Source organism: Pseudomonas sp. UTLPPB19802, assembly GCF_059730225.1.
The window spans coordinates 6,963,585-6,979,276 of sequence record NZ_AP048545.1; the positions used below are offsets into that span (position 1 = coordinate 6,963,585).

General features: G+C 63.4%; 14 protein-coding genes. 12 read left to right on the forward strand and 2 right to left on the reverse strand.

Translation table 11 applies throughout. From position 1 onward, the window contains the following. The first annotated feature begins 237 nt into the window (after window positions 1-237). The 6 genes from aauS (at window position 238) to AC6I6U_RS30780 (ending at window position 5,798) form a co-directional block, all read left to right on the forward strand. Window positions 238-2,139: a two-component sensor histidine kinase AauS gene (gene aauS / locus AC6I6U_RS30755; RefSeq protein WP_497879692.1), complete on the forward strand. Its 1,902-nt coding sequence runs from the start codon at window positions 238-240 to the stop codon at window positions 2,137-2,139. Continuing rightward, entirely contained in the window at window positions 2,136-3,461 is a 1,326-nt protein-coding gene (aauR, locus tag AC6I6U_RS30760) for a two-component response regulator AauR (RefSeq protein WP_497879693.1), read from the forward strand. Before aauS ends, aauR begins: the two co-directional genes overlap by 4 nt. 11 nt (window positions 3,462-3,472) lie before the next feature. Continuing rightward, entirely contained in the window at window positions 3,473-3,799 is a 327-nt protein-coding gene (locus AC6I6U_RS30765) for a GlpM family protein (protein ID WP_497883140.1), read from the forward strand. 283 nt (window positions 3,800-4,082) lie between these two features. After that, window positions 4,083-5,003, forward strand: a complete 921-nt coding sequence (locus AC6I6U_RS30770) for an arginase family protein (RefSeq protein ID WP_497879694.1) — start codon at window positions 4,083-4,085, stop codon at window positions 5,001-5,003. Further along, window positions 5,000-5,374: a DMT family transporter gene (locus tag AC6I6U_RS30775; RefSeq protein ID WP_497879695.1), complete on the forward strand. Its 375-nt coding sequence runs from the start codon at window positions 5,000-5,002 to the stop codon at window positions 5,372-5,374. The genes AC6I6U_RS30770 and AC6I6U_RS30775 overlap by 4 nt, the downstream gene beginning before the upstream one ends. Before the next feature lie 22 nt (window positions 5,375-5,396). After that, window positions 5,397-5,798 (forward strand): DMT family transporter, encoded by a 402-nt coding sequence (locus AC6I6U_RS30780; RefSeq protein ID WP_497879696.1) that lies wholly within the window; start codon window positions 5,397-5,399, stop codon window positions 5,796-5,798. A 522-nt stretch (window positions 5,799-6,320) separates the two neighbouring features. Here the strand turns inward: AC6I6U_RS30780 and AC6I6U_RS30785 are convergent. Both AC6I6U_RS30785 and AC6I6U_RS30790 read right to left on the reverse strand, forming a co-directional pair. Continuing rightward, window positions 6,321-7,184 (reverse strand): fatty acid desaturase family protein, encoded by an 864-nt coding sequence (locus AC6I6U_RS30785; RefSeq protein WP_497879697.1) that lies wholly within the window; start codon window positions 7,182-7,184, stop codon window positions 6,321-6,323. Window positions 7,185-7,318: 134 nt separating this feature from the next. Further along, entirely contained in the window at window positions 7,319-8,092 is a 774-nt protein-coding gene (locus tag AC6I6U_RS30790) for a MipA/OmpV family protein (protein ID WP_497879698.1), read from the reverse strand. 227 nt (window positions 8,093-8,319) lie between these two features. Here AC6I6U_RS30790 and AC6I6U_RS30795 point away from each other — a divergent pair, with 227 nt between their 5' ends. From AC6I6U_RS30795 to AC6I6U_RS30820, 6 genes are read left to right on the forward strand one after another with little or no spacing between them, the layout of a single operon-like run. After that, window positions 8,320-9,039, forward strand: coding sequence for an HAD-IB family phosphatase (locus AC6I6U_RS30795; protein ID WP_497879699.1), 720 nt, complete (start codon window positions 8,320-8,322; stop codon window positions 9,037-9,039). Further along, window positions 9,032-10,426, forward strand: a complete 1,395-nt coding sequence (locus AC6I6U_RS30800) for an aspartate aminotransferase family protein (protein ID WP_497879700.1) — start codon at window positions 9,032-9,034, stop codon at window positions 10,424-10,426. Before AC6I6U_RS30795 ends, AC6I6U_RS30800 begins: the two co-directional genes overlap by 8 nt. Next, window positions 10,423-11,289, forward strand: coding sequence for an alpha/beta hydrolase (locus tag AC6I6U_RS30805; protein ID WP_497879701.1), 867 nt, complete (start codon window positions 10,423-10,425; stop codon window positions 11,287-11,289). Before AC6I6U_RS30800 ends, AC6I6U_RS30805 begins: the two co-directional genes overlap by 4 nt. 11 nt (window positions 11,290-11,300) lie before the next feature. Beyond that, on the forward strand, window positions 11,301-12,425 hold the full coding sequence (locus tag AC6I6U_RS30810) for a GNAT family N-acetyltransferase (protein WP_497879702.1): 1,125 nt from the start codon (window positions 11,301-11,303) through the stop codon (window positions 12,423-12,425). Then, entirely contained in the window at window positions 12,425-14,215 is a 1,791-nt protein-coding gene (locus tag AC6I6U_RS30815) for a sensor histidine kinase (RefSeq protein WP_497879703.1), read from the forward strand. The genes AC6I6U_RS30810 and AC6I6U_RS30815 overlap by 1 nt, the downstream gene beginning before the upstream one ends. Then, complete coding sequence (locus tag AC6I6U_RS30820) at window positions 14,205-15,605, forward strand: sigma-54-dependent transcriptional regulator (protein WP_497879704.1); 1,401 nt, start codon at window positions 14,205-14,207, stop codon at window positions 15,603-15,605. The genes AC6I6U_RS30815 and AC6I6U_RS30820 overlap by 11 nt, the downstream gene beginning before the upstream one ends. Window positions 15,606-15,692: the final 87 nt, after the last annotated feature.

The following is a 15,692-nucleotide window of genomic DNA, read 5'->3' on the forward strand; positions in this document are numbered from 1 at the left end:
AGGAACCGGACTGTAGGGGCAGGCCTTGGGATCAGGATTGTGGGAGCCGGATTCATCCGCGAAGCTTTTAGCAGTCTCATGGACGCCTTCGCGGCGGTCCGACGCATCGGTCAATCCGGCTCCCACAGTCCCGCTCCCACGGAATCCGGCCCCCACAGTTTGGATGTGGGTGCAAGGCCGTTGGCTCCCACACCCCAATCAGCCCCAATGCGATCTGGTTGACCCAAGGCATCTGTGATGAAATGCGACCCCAATCTCTTTCGTGCGACGCCGCCATCACTCGCCGTGAAACCCCGCCTGATCCGTCACCTGTTCCTGCCGCCACTGATCATCCTGCTCATGATCGGCCTCGGCTATGCCGGCTATCGCATCAGCGAGCACTACGGCATCCGCACCCTCAGCGAAAACGGCCAGCGCGCGCTGGAACTGCACGCGCGCACCGTCGAAAGCGAGATCAGCAAGTACACCTACCTGCCCAGCCTGCTGGAGCTTGAATCCAGCGTCTCGGACCTGTTGCGCGACCCCGATGCCGACCACCGCCAGACCGTCAACGAATACCTCGAAGGCCTCAATCGCCGCAGCCGCAGCCGGGCCATCTACGTGCTGGACACCACTGGCCGGGTGCTGGCCACCAGCAACTGGCGCGACAGCGACAGCTACCTGGGCGAGGACCTGTCGTTCCGCGCCTATTTCCAGGACGCCGTAAGGGGCCTGCCGGGACGTTTCTACGGCATCGGCAGCACCCTCGGCGAACCCGGCTACTACCTGGCGCATGGTCTCGAGGAGCAAGGCAAGATCATCGGCGTAGCCGTGATCAAGGTACGCCTCGAAGCCTTGGAAGAACGCTGGCAGCGCGCTCGCCTGGAAGCTTTCGTCAGTGACGAGAATGGCATCATCATCCTCTCCAGCGACCCGAGCCGGCGCCTCAAGTCGGTCCGCCCGCTGACGCCAGAGGTCAAGGATCGCCTGGCCCGCAGCCTGCAATACTACTGGTGGCCGCTCAACGAGTTGCAGCCGCTGGCTCGCGAACGCCTCGGTGACGGCGTCGAGACCCTGACCTTCCCCTCCAATACGGAACTGGTCAAGGATGGCGACAACGTCAGCTACCTGGCCCAGACCCGCGGACTCGCCGACACCCCCTGGCATTTCACCCTGCTCACGCCCCTGCAGGACCTGCGCCGTGAAGCCGCCAACCAGGGCATCCTGGTCGCGGTGGCCTTTGCCCTGGTGGCGTTCCTGCTGATCGCCTGGAACGAACGGCGCAAGGTGCTTGCCACCCGCCTCGCTGCACGGGAAGCCCTGCAGGAAGCCAACAGCCAGCTGGAACGGCGGATCACCGAACGCACCGCCGACCTGCGCGCCAGCAACGACCGGCTCAAGGACGAGATCCGCGAACGGCGCCAGGCCGAGGAAACCCTGCGCCGGGCCCAGGACGAACTGGTCCAGGCCGGCAAGCTGGCCGCCATAGGCCAGATGTCCACCAGTATTGCCCACGAACTGAACCAGCCGCTGGCAGCGCTGCGCACGTTGTCCGGCAACACCGTTCGGTTTCTCGAACGCGGCGAACTGGAGATTGCCAGCACCAACCTGCGGACCATCAACGACCTGATCGACCGCATGGGACGCATCACCGCCAGCCTGCGAGCCTTCGCCCGTCGTGGCGAAGACAAGGGCGAGGCCAACCTGGGCAAGTCCATCGATGCAGCGCTGCAGGTACTGGGTAGCCGCATCGAAGCCATGCACCTGGAGATCCATCGCGAGCATGACGACGTTCAACTGGCGATCGACCAGACCCGCCTGGAGCAGATCCTGGTCAACCTGCTCAGCAACGCCCTCGACGCCATGCAGGCGCAGCCGTTGCCGGAGCTGTGGCTGGAAGGCGACTTCGCCGAAGGCAAGTATCGCCTGCAGGTGCGCGACAACGGCCATGGCATCGGCCTGGAAGCCCGCAAGCACCTGTTCGAACCGTTCTTCACCACCAAGCCCGGAGCCCAGGGCCTCGGCCTCGGCCTGACACTCTCGGCGAGCCTGGCGGCCGCGGCTGGCGGCAACCTGGGCGTGGAACACCCGGACGGCGGCGGTACCGCTTTTGTCCTCCATTTACCGCGGGTCAACCCTGCCAAGGCCGAGCCGATATGAACAACGACCTGACCGTCCTCATCGTCGAGGACGACCCCCATGTGCTGCTCGGCTGCCAGCAGGCGCTCTCCCTGGAAGATATTCCCTGCGAGGGCGTCGCCAGTGCCGAAGCGGCCCTGGAACGGATCGGCGACAACTTCCCCGGGATCGTCATCAGCGACATCCGCCTGCCGGGCATCGACGGCCTGGAACTGCTGACACGCCTCAAGGCTCGCGACCGCAGCCTGCCGGTGGTGCTGATCACCGGCCACGGAGACATATCCATGGCGGTCGGCGCGATGCGCGCCGGCGCCTACGACTTCATGGAGAAGCCCTTCTCGCCCGAGCGGCTGGTCGACGTCGCCCGTCGTGCCCTGGAGCAACGCGGGCTGGCGCGGGAAGTCTGGTCGCTACGCCGGCAACTGGCCGAACGCGACAGCCTGGAGGGCCGGATCATCGGCCGCTCGCCCGCCATGCAGAACCTGCGGGAGTTGATCGCCAACGTCGCCGACACCTCGGCCAACGTGCTGATCGAAGGCGAGACCGGCACCGGCAAGGAACTGGTCGCCCGCTGCCTGCACGATTTCAGCCGGCGCCAGTCGCAACAGTTCGTTGCGCTCAACTGCGGCGGCCTGCCGGAAAACCTCTTCGAAAGCGAGATTTTCGGCCACGAGGCCAACGCCTTCACCGGCGCCGGCAAGCGACGGATCGGCAAGATCGAACACGCCCATGGCGGCACGCTGTTTCTCGATGAAGTGGAAAGCATGCCGATTCCGCTACAGATCAAGCTGTTGCGGGTCCTGCAGGAACGCACCCTGGAACGCCTGGGTTCGAACCAGAGCGTGGCGGTCGACTGCCGGGTGATCGCCGCGACCAAGTCCGACCTCGACGAGCTGGGCAAGGCCGGCGCATTCCGCAGCGACCTCTACTACCGCCTGAACGTGGTGACTCTCGAACTGCCGCCCCTGCGCGAGCGGCGCGAAGATATCCTGCAACTGTTCGAGCACTTCCTGCAGCAGTCTTCGCTACGCTTCGATCGTACCGCACCGGAGCTGGACAACCAGACCCTGTCGAGCCTGATGAGCCACGACTGGCCGGGCAACGTACGCGAGCTGCGCAACGTCGCCGAACGTTTCGCCCTCGGCCTGCCGGCCTTCAAGAAATCCGGCACGCAAAGCGCCGGCGGCCTGGGCTTCGCCGAAGCGGTCGAGGCCTTCGAGCGCAACCTGCTCAATGATGCCCTGCAACGCACTGGCGGCAACCTCACCCAGGCCAGCCAGGAACTGGGCATGGCCAAGACCACCCTGTTCGACAAAGTGAAAAAATACGGTTTGAGCCACTGAATATGGACCTGATACTCAAGGCGGCCCTTGGCGCCGTAGTGGTGCTGTTGCTCGCCGCACTGTCGAAAACCCGCAACTACTACATCGCCGGGCTCGTCCCGCTGTTCCCAACCTTTGCCCTGATCGCCCACTACATCGTCGGCAAGGGTCGTTCGGTGGAAGACCTCAAGACCACCATTGTTTTCGGCATGTGGTCGATCATCCCGTACTTCATCTACCTGGCGGTGCTCTACGTGATGCTCGACCGCCTGCGCCTGGAATTGTCCCTGGCGGTGGCCGTGGTGGCCTGGCTGATCGCCGCAACGGTGCTGGTCAGTCTGTGGCTGCGCCTGCACTGACCCCGTGCTCCGTGCCTGACACCGATCCTGTAGGAGCAGGGCTTGCCCGCGAAGGCGGCAGCTTGGGCGATACAGGGCTTGCTGGCCTATTCGCGGGCAAGTCGGATCGCCGCAGCGCCCGCTCCTACAAAGCTCCTGCGCTGTACACCAATACGCTGTACGACATCACCCGCCACGGAGGCTGGCCCGCCCCTTGCATTTACCCGCCAAAGCCCGAATTGCCTGGCCTCCAGCCGAGACAGGCAACCTGACATGCGGGCGCTGCCATGGGTAAATCAACGTTTTGAACATTCTAGATCTCGACCACAGCCTCACGGCCCAGGCGCCGATCCGCAGCCTGCTCGACAACGGCCGGGCCACGCGCCTGGACCTGCTCGACCTGGGCCCGAAACTGCGCCTGTGGACCACCGAACGCCAGTACCGACGCTTCACCGCACGCCTGGGCCAGCTCGCCAGGCCGGCTGACGGCAAGCCGCAGATCATCTTCGTCGGCTCCGGCGACTACCACCACCTGACCCCGGCTTTCCTCGGCGACCTGCCGGAGCCGGTCAGCCTGATCCACTTCGACAACCACCCCGACTGGGTCCACCTGGCCCCGCGCCGGCACTGCGGTTCGTGGGTCAACCGCGCCCTGAAGCTGCCAAACATCGAGCGCATCGTCACCCTCGGCCCGTGCAGCGAAGACCTCGATACCCCGCAACTGCGCGGTGGCAACCTCGGCGCCCTGCGCCGCGGCAAGCTGCAACTGTTCCCCTGGCAGCATGCGCCGTCCAAGGTCTGGGGCCGAATCGGCGATGGCGCCGGGCACCAGCAGCAGGAAAACCACCTGCACTGGCGCAACCTCGCCGACGAGCACTGGCCGAACTTCCTCGAGCAACTGATCCAGGGCCTGCCCACCGAAGCGATCTGGATCACCATCGACAAGGACGTGCTGGCCAGCGAGGACGCCGCCACCAACTGGGACCAGGGCGGCATGCGCCTGGTCCACCTGCTCGACGCCCTTCGCGCTCTGGCGGCAAGCAAGCGCGTGCTGGGCATCGATATCTGCGGCGAATTCGCCAAGCCGGCCTTCAGCAACGCCTTCAAGCGCTGGGAAGCCAAGTCCGACCAACCGCCGGCCGAACGCTGGAGCGCGGCCGACCTGCAACGCAACGCGACCACCAACCAAGCGTTGATTTCGCTGTTCGAGGAGCTGTTTCCGTGACCCTGACCGTTGTTCTGCTGGTGGCTTTCTCCATCGTCCTCGACGTGGTCGGCCAACTCTGTTTCAAGATCGGCCTGGACCGCCTGCCGGAGCTGGAAGGCGGCTTTCGCCTGAATGCCTTCTGGGGCCAGGTATTCAATGCCCCTCTGCTGTGGTGCGGTATCGGCGCCTATGCGGTGGAGTTCCTGGTCTGGCTCGAAGCCCTGTCCCGCGCGCCACTGAGCCTGCTGTTCCCGGCCGCCGCGCTGGGCTATTGCGGCGTGGTGCTGGCGGGCAAGGTGGTGCTGGGAGAAACCGTCAGCCGCCGCCGCTGGATGGGCACCCTGGTGATCACCCTGGGCGTCATGCTGGTTGCCATCTCTGGCAGTTGATGAAAGTTGAAGGAAGCTGATTATGAGTAGTGCCAAACACATCGACTGGCTTCACGGCCGCCTGGGTACCCTTGTCCTCTGGGCCCTGCTGATCCTTTTCGAAAGTGCCGGACAGATTGCCACCAAAGTGGGTGGCGACCAGTTGGGCCAGGTGGATTTCAATCTGCAATGGCTTACTGCGGTGCTGGTCAACCCGGGGGTCTGGGTCGCGATCGCCTGCTACATCGGCGCATTTTTCGTCTGGATGCTGATCTTGCGGCGCAGCAGCCTGTCCCTGGCGTTCCCCCTGAGTTCACTGGTGTTCATCGCGGTGCTGCTCGGCTCGTGGCTGGGCTTGGGCGAACAGATCAGCACACTGCACTGGGTCGGCGTACTGGTGATCATCGGCGGGATCGCGCTGCTCGCCGAAGGCGAGGAAAACTGAGGTGTGGCGAGGGGGCTTGCCCCCGCTGGGCCGCACAGCGGCCCCAAATCCACCAATCCGGTCCATCAGACAAAGCGTATTGACCGATCTCCCCCAAAGGCGCGAAAAACTGAAGTGTGGCGAGGGGGCTTGCCCCCGCTGGGCCGCACAGCGGCCCCAAATCCACCAATCCGGTCCATCAGACAAAGCGTATTGACCGATCTCCCCCAAAGGCGCGAAAAACTGAAGTGTGGCGAGGGGGCTTGCCCCCGCTGGGCCGCACAGCGGCCCCAAATCCACCAATCCGGTCCATCAGACAAAGCGTATTGACCGATCTCCCCCAAAGGCGCGAAAAACTGAAGTGTGGCGAGGGGGCTTGCCCCCGCTGGGCCGCGCAGCGGCCCCAGACCAACCAACCCGGTCCATCAGACAGAACGCATTGGCCGATCTACGACTGCTTCGCAGCCGAGCGGGGGCAAGCCCCCTCGCCACAAAATCTGGCCTGAGGATTACCTGGTGTGCCTCAAAAACCGGGGCTGAGGTCTACCTGTCGTGTTTAAGCAAAAATCCCAGCCCATGGGATAGCGGAATCACCTTCACCCCCGCCTCGCGCTGCTGCTCCCGGATCTGCGCATGGAACGCCTTGACCTTGGTCCAGTGCATCTTCGGCCGGTAGTGGTGTTCGGCGTGATAGCCGTTATTCATCCAGATCACGTTATAGAGCCTGCTGTAGGAACTCACGCCCCAGGCGATCGGCAGGTCCGGATTGCCGCCCAGGTGCTCGTAGTAGCCATTGAGCGAAGACAGCGACTGCCCCAGGTACCAGAACGGCAGCAGCACCAGCACCGCATGCCAGTCATAGGCCGCCAGCGCCAGGTAGAACGCCACCGTCCCATAGATCTCGACCTTGACCCAGCGCGCATCCGCCGGATGCTTGCGCTTCATTTCCTCGTAGTAGGCCTTGGGATCGTCGCGAAAGAAGCTGAGGAAAGTGTAGGCCCAGACGTTATCCGGCTGGCCGTCCTTGCCATGCAGGTAGATCGACAGCGGGTCGATGGTGGTGCCGTCTTCACGCGGCAGGTCGGAGTTGCCGCGATGGTGGCGGTTGTGGATATCGCGGTACATCGTCTGGGAAAACCCGATGGTCAGCGACAGCAGCAGGTCGAAACCACGGTTCAGCCAGTGCGGGGTGAAATAGGGATTGTGGATCTGGTTGTGGGAGATGCTGTTGATGCTCCACGACAGGCTGACCGCATAGAGCAGCGCCGTCGGGATGATCAGCCACCAGGAGTGGTCGTGAAAACCCAGCACCAGCCACAGTACGAAGGCGAAATGAGCCAGTGCCATGACAATGGGCACCAGGTCCCAGAGCGAATAGGCCAACAGGCGATAAGCAGGACGAGCCATCTGAAAGTTTCCCGGACAGTGATTACCGGGTCGTCCACTGCAAACGCCAGACCAGTTCAGGCGGCGCTGGCAAAACTCGCCTGGCAACCATCAGCCCACGCCGCCATGGACCTGATCGCCAGATGCACAAGGTGTCAGAACTTGTAGCTGATCGCGGTCTGGACCTGCCCCTGGTTGTTATCGCCACGCTCCCGGACGATGCTGCTGTCCGCCGCGTTGCCCACCAGGTGAATCCAGCTGGCGCTGGTCATCAGCGACCAGCTGCCGCCCAGCGGAATCGCGAAGTTCTGGGTCAGGGTGAAGTTCTGCAGGCCGCCGCCCGGCTTGTACTGCTCGATCCCCGAAGCCTGGGCCTCCTCGGCCGTCACACCGAAAAAGGTCCGGGTCTGCCGGGCATCGGCGAAATGCGCACTCAGGTTGCTGCTGCCGATGATGCCCATGCCCAGTGGATAACCCAGCTCGCCACCGACCTTGCCCAGCAGGCCGCCCTGGGCGTTGCCACCGCCCACCGCGCTGCCGACCTGCACGAACACCCGCCAGAAGTCATCCGGCGCATACTGCACATAGCCGCCGACCTGGGCCATGTCCGGAACATTTCGCAGGCCGCGCAGATCGCCATTGGCGTTGCGTCCCGACAGGTAGTTGATGAATGGACCGGCGGTGAAGCCGCTGTCCTTGAAGGCATCCCAGGTCAGGCCATCATCACCATTGAGGCTGACGTCGCCCCAGTCCAGGTCGAGGTAGGGCAACGGCACCGTGTCGTAGCTGCTGCCCGACGGATCGTGGGGCTGGTAGCCAATGCCGAGTCCGACCTGCCCGCCGAGCCCGTCCTCGGCCAGCGTAGCGGTATTCCAGCCGCCCAGGGCCAGCAGACCGGCAAGCAGCAATGTGGGAGTAAACCTGGCCATGAGGCGTTTCCTTGTACTGAACATGCGCGCATCAATCACCAGAGTGCCTGCCCTAGGCAAGCACTGATCTTGTTTGTAGCAAGCTACAAAAATTGTAGCTCATTGTAGCCAATTTCATACAAACCATCTGCAAACCCCGTGAATACAGGGCCTGCAGCGGCTTGGCACGCTCCATGCTCTAGCCCTGATATGCGCAAGCTGCGCGCTTATTCAACAGGTAACTGCAGATGATGCACTGGCATATCGTGTGTGACTTCGACGGGACCATTTCCCGCACCGACGCGATCGACAACATTCTGGAACGCTTCGCCGACCCGAGCTGGGAAACGATCGAACAGGAATGGCTGGACGGTCACATCGGCTCGCGTGAATGCCTCAGCCGCCAACTGGCCCTGGTCAAGGCCACCCCGGCCCAATTGCTGGCCTACTTCGACACCGTCGATATCGACCCGGACTTCCCCGACTTCGTCGACCACGTGATGGGCCTGGGCGCAACCATCGAAGTGGTCAGTGATGGTATCGAGCAAGGCATCGCGCGGATTCTGTCACGCAACTACGTGACCCTGCTGCCGATCCTGGCCAACCGCCTGCGCCAGGTCGACCAGGACAGCTGGCGCATCGACTTCCCGTACGCCAGCGATGCCTGCCGCGCCGCCTCCGGCAACTGCAAGTGCAAGTCCACGCCCAAGGGCAAGCGCGTGCTGGTGATCGGTGACGGTCAATCGGACATGTGCGTGGCCGGCACCGCCGACTTCGTGTTCGCCAAGGGCCGCCTCGCCGAGCACTGCGAACGCAACGGCATCCCCTACGCGCGCTTCGACTCGTTCTCCGAACTCCCGGCATTGCTGGCCCTGCTGCCTAGCAGCGAAGCCGCCAACGCCACCACTTTCGCGCTCGACAGCGCCGAAAACTCTTCACAAACTCAGGAACTCTTCCACCATGTCTGAGATTCGCATCGCTACCGCCGAAGACCAGGTGCTTCTGGATAAAGAAGCCAAGTACTGCTCCTACGGCGATACCGTCCACTACATCGAGCCACCGCGTATTTTCAGCCGCTGCGAAGGCTCCTACGTCTGGGACACCGAGGACCAGGCCTACCTCGACCTGCAGATGTGGTACTCGGCCGTGAACTTCGGCTACGCCAACCCACGCCTGAACAACGCCCTGAAGCAGCAGATCGATACCCTGCCGCAAATCGCCAGCCAGTACCTGCACAAGGGCAAGATCGAGCTGTCGGAAATGATTGCGGTCGACGCCAAGAAGAAGTTCGGCCTCGACGGTCGCGTGCACTTCAACGTCGGCGGTTCGCAATCGGTCGAAGACTCGCTGAAAGTCGTGCGTAACGCCAGCAACGGCAAGAGCCTGATGTTCGCCTTCGAAGGCGGCTACCACGGTCGTACCCTGGGCGCATCCTCGATCACCTCGAGCTACCGCTACCGTCGCCGCTACGGCCATTTCGGCGAGCGCGCGCAGTTCATCCCGTTCCCTTACCACTTCCGCGGCCCGAAAGGCATGACCAAGGAAGAGTACGGCAGCGAGTGCGTCAGGCAGTTCGCCCGTCTGTTCGAAACCGAATACAACGGTGTCTGGGACCCCAAGGTCGGCGCCAGCGAATACGCCGCGTTCTACGCCGAGCCGATCCAGGGCACCGGCGGCTACGTGATCCCGCCGATGAACTTCTACCGCGAGCTGAAGCAGGTCCTGGACCAGCACGGCATCCTGCTGGTGGTCGACGAAATCCAGATGGGCTTCTACCGCACCGGCAAGCTGTGGTCGATCGAACACTTCGACGTGCAGCCGGACGTGATCGTCTTCGGCAAGGCGCTGACCAACGGCCTGAACCCGCTGGGCGGCATCTGGGCCCGTGAAGAACTGATCAACCCGACCGTGTTCCCGCCAGGATCGACCCACTCCACCTTCGCCTCCAACCCGTTGGGTACCGCGGTAGGCCTGGAAATGTTCAAGATGACCAGCGAAGTCGACTACGGCGCAATGGTCATGGCCAAGGGCAAGTACTTCCTCGAAGGCCTGCAGGACCTGCAGAAGCGCTTCCCGATCATTGGCGACGTCGACGGCCTGGGCCTGGCCCTGCGCTGCGAAATCTGTGGCCCGGACGGTTTCACGCCAGACAAGGCCACCCTGGACTTCATGGTCGAAGAAGGCATGAAGGGCGATATGGTGGTGGATGGCCAGAAACTCGGCCTGATCCTCGACGTCGGCGGCTACTACAAGAACGTGATCACCCTGGCTCCATCGCTGGAAATCAGCTACCCGGAAATCGACTTGGGCCTGAAGCTGCTCGAACAGTTGCTGAACCGGGCCATGAAGCGGTGAACATGGCAACGATCGATCTGGGCGAAGGCGATGCCGGCTTCGTCCTCGGCGACGGTCCGGTCGGGATCTTGCTGATCCACGGCCTGACCGGCACGCCGACGGAGCTGCGCAAGGTCGCCCAGGGCCTGGTCAAGGACGGTACGTGCACGGTGTACGTACCGACCTTGCCTGGCCATTGCGGCGGCAATGCCGACCTGCAGGCGACCGGCTGGCAGGACTGGTACGAAGGCGTACGCAAGACCTTCGTCGGCGTGAAGCAGCGTCACGAGCAGGTGTTCGTCGGCGGCCTGTCCATGGGCGCAGTCATGTCCATGTACGTGGCCTCCGAGTTCCCCGGCCAGGTCGCAGGGTTGTTGATGTACTCGACCACCCTGCGCTATGACGGCTGGAGCATCAACAAGCTGGCGTTCCTGACGCCGTTGCTGATGAAGATCCCGTTCGGCGTACATATCTGTCGGTTCGAGGAGAAGCCACCGTACGGCATCAAGAACGAGCGCCTGCGGGCAATCGTCGAGCGCCAGATGAAGGCCGGCCAGAGCAGCGACGCCGGGCTGCTGACCATGGAGGGCATCACGGTGCGCGAACTGCACCGGATGAATGCCGTGGTCATGCGCCGCATGCCGTCGATCAAGACCCCGGCGCTGGTGATCCACTCCGTCGAGGACGACATCACCAGCCCGTGGAACGCCAATTATGTCGAGAAGCACCTGGGTGGCCCGGTCACCAAGGTCATGCTCGACAACTGTTACCACATGATCACCGTCGACCTGCAGTATCGCGAGGTGATCGAGTTGAGCGCCGGCTTCATCCAACGCCAGAGCGGCGTCACGAGCGTACGCGAAGACTATCGGCAACAGGCCTAGGGACAGACCACGTGATTACCGCCCAAGCCTTCTCCAGCATCGAGGCGATCGACCGCACGGCCTGGAACGACTGTTTCCCGGCCGTACTGGAAAATTGGGAGTACTACCGGGCCGTGGAAAAGGCCGGCATCGACGACTTCGAATGGCGCTACCTGGCGTTGTTCGAAGGCGACCGCCTGCTGGCCGTCGCTCCCGCCTTCATCACCCGCTACAAGCTCGACACCACGGTGCAGGGCGTGACCAAGCGCATCACCGGCTGGGTCAACCGGGTGCTACCGGGGCTGCTCGAACTGGGGCTCTACGCCATCGGCTCGCCCGTCTCCGAGCAATGCCATGCCGGTATCGCCAGCCATGTACCCGCCCAAGGCCGCCAGGCCCTGCTCGAAGGCCTGCTGCGACTGGCGCGGGAAGACGCCGCCAGCCGGAAAATCAGCCTCACGGCGGTCAAGGACGCGCCCAGTGCCGACAACGATTGGAACAGCGCCTGCAAGATCGCCGGTTTCCAGCAGTTACCCAGCCTGCCCGGCTCGACGTTGCCGCTGCCCTTCGGTTCGATCGATGCGTACCTGGGCTCGCTGGGCAAATCCACCCGCAAGGATCTGCGGCGCAAGCTGCGCGCACCGGGCCCGCGGATCGAGTGGCGACGCAACATCGACGACGTGCTGCCGCAGGTGATGCGCCTATACGAGTCGACCCTGGCACGCAGCGAGACCCAGTTCGAACGCCTGCCGGCGGACTACTTCACCGGCGTGCTCGAACATCTGGAGCAACGCGCCGCCTGTGTCCTGTACTGGATCGACGACCGGTTGGTGGCGTTCAACCTGATCCTGCTGGACAAGGAACGGCTGATCGATAAATTTTTCGGCCACGACCTGAACGAAACCCGTCAACACAACCTCTATTTCCGCAGTTGGCTGGCCAATGTCGAGTACTGTATCGAACAGGGCATTACCCTGTACGAATGCGGGCAGGCCGGCTATGCGAGTAAAATCCGCCTGGGCTGTACCTTCCAGGGCAACAACCTGTTCTTCCATCATCGCAACCGGCTGGTCAACAATGTCCTGAAACTGGTCAAGTTGGTTGTCCGCCCGGATCGATTCGACCCTGCCATGGCTGCTGCGATAAACGAAACCTGATGAACTCCATTCCAGAACGCCGCCGTAAACGCCGCCCCTTCTCGATCTCGCGCTGGAGCGTGCAGCGCAAACTGTTACTGGCGTTCTGGCTGGTCAGTGTCGTGCCGACCATGATCGCCGCCGAACTGGCGGCGACCACCCTGTCGCAGATCTTCGACAGCAACGTGCGTATCTGGCTGCAGGAGTCGACCAAGATCGTCAAGGACGAGATCAGCGAGATCCAGCGTGACAACGCACGGGTCGCACAACTGTTCCTGCTGTACACCCGGCCGCCGACATCGCGCCAGGCGGCCAAGCACGACAAGCTGACCGCCGATATCGCCGACGCGATGGGCATCGACGTGGTCGCCCTGATCCGTACCCAGGACCACAAGGTGGTGTTCAGCACCGCCTCGGAAGACATCGTCGAACAGATCAACACCACGCCCAATGCCGTCCTGCAGACCATCAAGGTGGCGGGTGTACCGACCGGTGTGGTGGTCTCGACTTTCCAGAGCACCCAGGAAGGCGTCGACTACCAGTTGATGATCGCCACCTACCTGGACAGCAGCTTCCTCAACAGCGTGGCCGACGTGCATTCCCTCGACCTGCGCCTGTACCTGGCGAACCCCAAGGGTTTCGCCGAAATCTTCTCGACCCAGCGCTTCGAGGATCACCCGCTGCAGGTCCCGACGAAAATCGAGAAGGCCCTGCGCGAGACCCGCCTGCCCAGCGAGCTGTTCACCAACCGCTACAGCGGCCTGTACTGGCCGATCTTCAACGACGCCGGTGACCTGCAGGGGGTGATCTTCAGCGGCCTGTTGCGCCACAGCAGCCTGGTCGGGCTGGTGAACCAGAGCAACCTGTTCATCCTGATCTTCCTGGTTGGCTCGGCCCTGTCGCTCAGTGCCGGCTGGCTGGTCTCGCGGCGCCTCACGCTGCCACTGCGCGGCCTTGCCGACGGGGTCGGGGCGGTCATCTCCGGCAACTACAACAAACGCATTCCGGTGATAGGCAGCGACGAACTGGCCGAACTCAGCCATACCTTCAACCACATGACCGAGCGCCTGGGCGAACTGCATCACCTGGAAGCCCAACTGCGCCGCCGCGACCGCCTGCACGCGCTGGGCGAGGTCGCCATGGGCCTGGCCCACGAGATCCGCAACCCGCTGGGCATCATCAAGACCGCGACGCAGTTGCTGCACCGGCGCGCCAACCTGCCGGACAACGACAAGCGCCACCTGGAATACGTGATCAGCGAGGTCTCGCGGATCAACGACCTGATCACCGAATTCCTCGATTTCGCCAAGCCGAGCGCGCCGATTCGCGCGACCCAGCCGGCCCGCGCCCTGGCCGAGGAGATTCTCGGCTTCTGCGCCCCGGAACTGGCGACCCACAACATCGATGCGCGGATCGACGACCAGGCGCCGGGGGCCACCCTGTATGCCGATGCAGGCCAATTGAAACAGGCCTGCCTGAACCTGATCCTCAACGCCATCGACGCCATGCCCAACGGCGGCCGCCTGACCCTGGGCATCGCCAGTGACCAGGACTACACCCTCATCAGTGTCACCGACACCGGCCAGGGCATCGAGCCGGACATGATCGAACGCATCTTCACGCCATTCGTCACCACCAAAGCCTCCGGTACCGGCCTGGGGCTGGCCAAGGTCTACTCGATCATGGAAAACCATGACGGGCGGATCGAATGCACCAGCGAGAAAGATGCAGGCGCGAGCTTCAAGTTGTACATTCCGGCCCATGGCGAAAACCTGGACGCCGAGGATGAGGAACACGACGATGACGCATAAGGTCCTGGTGGTCGATGACGAACCCAAGCTCTGCGACCTGCTCAGCTCGGCCCTGAGTCAGGGCGATATCGAGGTGTTCACCGCCGGCAACGGCCTGCAGGCCCTGGTGGTGCTGGACCAGGAGGAAATCGACCTGGTCATCAGCGACTGGCGCATGCCCGGCATGGACGGCCCGCAACTGCTGGCCGAGATCAAGTCGCGCTTCCCGTACTTGCCGGTGATCGTGATGACCGCCTACAGCACGGTGAAAAACGCCGTGCAATCGATGCGCAATGGCGCCTTCGACTACATCGCCAAGCCGTTCGACATCGACGAGCTGGACATCACCGTCAGCAAGGCCCTGCAGTTTCGCGACATCCTGCGTGACAATGCGCGGATGCGTGCCGAGCTTGACGAGCACCAGCAGATCGACAGCCTGGTGGGCGACAGCCCGACCTTTCGCCGGGTACTGCAAGCCGTCGACTCGGTGCGCGAAAGCAGCGCCACCATCCTGCTGACCGGCGAAAGCGGCACCGGCAAGGAAATGGTCGCCCGAGCGATCCACAAGCACGGCAACCGCGCCGACAAACCCTTCGTCGCGGTCAACTGCGCGGCGATCCCCGAAGGCCTGCTGGAAAGCGAAATGTTCGGCCATCGCAAGGGCGCGTTCACCGGCGCCGTTTCGGATCGGGTCGGGCGCTTCCTGCAGGCGGACAAGGGCACGCTGTTCCTTGATGAAGTCGGCGACATGCCGTTGGCCCTGCAGGCGAAAATCCTGCGCGCGCTACAGGAACGGGTGATCGAGCCGGTCGGCGACCCGCGCGAACGCAAGGTCGATGTGCGGGTGATTGCCGCGACCAACAAGAACCTGCTCGAAGCGGTGGCCAACAAGGAGTTTCGCGAGGACCTCTACTATCGCCTGAACGTCTTCCCGATTCCCCTGCCGGCCCTGCGTGAACGGGTCGAAGACATCGCCCCGCTGGCCCGGCATTTCGCCCACTCGCTGGGCGCCAGCGCCGGCAAACGTATCAGCGGCTTCAGCCCCCAGGCACTGCAGGCGATGGCCAACTACAGCTGGCCGGGCAACATTCGCGAGCTGCAGAACTGCGTGGAGCGCGCGACCATCGTCGCCACCAGCCAGACGATCGAGGAAAGCGACCTGCCGGCCTACCTGTTCACCGGGCAACCGGCCGAGCCGGGCACCCCGGCCGTCGCACTGAATGCCGGCGCGGCGATCCCCAAGGATCTCGACGCGGCACTCGCGGAAGTCGAGAAAGGCTACATCATGGCGGCCTTGCAGGAAGCCAATGGCGTCCAGGCCGCCGCCGCGCAAATGATCGGGATTTCCGAGCGCAGCTTCTGGTATCGCCTGAAGAAACTGGCGATCCAGGTAGAGAAAATCATCCGCTAAGTGCCTCTGGACCTTGTGGGAGCTGGCTTGCTGGCGATAGCGACCTGGCAGTCAACATCCTTGCTGGCTGATATACCGTCATCGCCA

What these genes read in the sequence shown, in the direction of transcription:
- aauS (WP_497879692.1), top strand. Translation starts at nt 238, where the DNA reads ATGAAATGCGACCCCAATCTCTTTCGTGCGACGCCGCCATCACTCGCC.
- aauR (WP_497879693.1), top strand. Translation starts at nt 2,136, where the DNA reads ATGAACAACGACCTGACCGTCCTCATCGTCGAGGACGACCCCCATGTG.
- AC6I6U_RS30780 (WP_497879696.1), top strand. Translation starts at nt 5,397, where the DNA reads ATGAGTAGTGCCAAACACATCGACTGGCTTCACGGCCGCCTGGGTACC.
- AC6I6U_RS30785 (WP_497879697.1), bottom strand. Translation starts at nt 7,184, where the DNA reads ATGGCTCGTCCTGCTTATCGCCTGTTGGCCTATTCGCTCTGGGACCTG.
- AC6I6U_RS30790 (WP_497879698.1), bottom strand. Translation starts at nt 8,092, where the DNA reads ATGGCCAGGTTTACTCCCACATTGCTGCTTGCCGGTCTGCTGGCCCTG.
- AC6I6U_RS30795 (WP_497879699.1), top strand. Translation starts at nt 8,320, where the DNA reads ATGATGCACTGGCATATCGTGTGTGACTTCGACGGGACCATTTCCCGC.
- AC6I6U_RS30800 (WP_497879700.1), top strand. Translation starts at nt 9,032, where the DNA reads ATGTCTGAGATTCGCATCGCTACCGCCGAAGACCAGGTGCTTCTGGAT.
- AC6I6U_RS30815 (WP_497879703.1), top strand. Translation starts at nt 12,425, where the DNA reads ATGAACTCCATTCCAGAACGCCGCCGTAAACGCCGCCCCTTCTCGATC.
- AC6I6U_RS30820 (WP_497879704.1), top strand. Translation starts at nt 14,205, where the DNA reads ATGACGCATAAGGTCCTGGTGGTCGATGACGAACCCAAGCTCTGCGAC.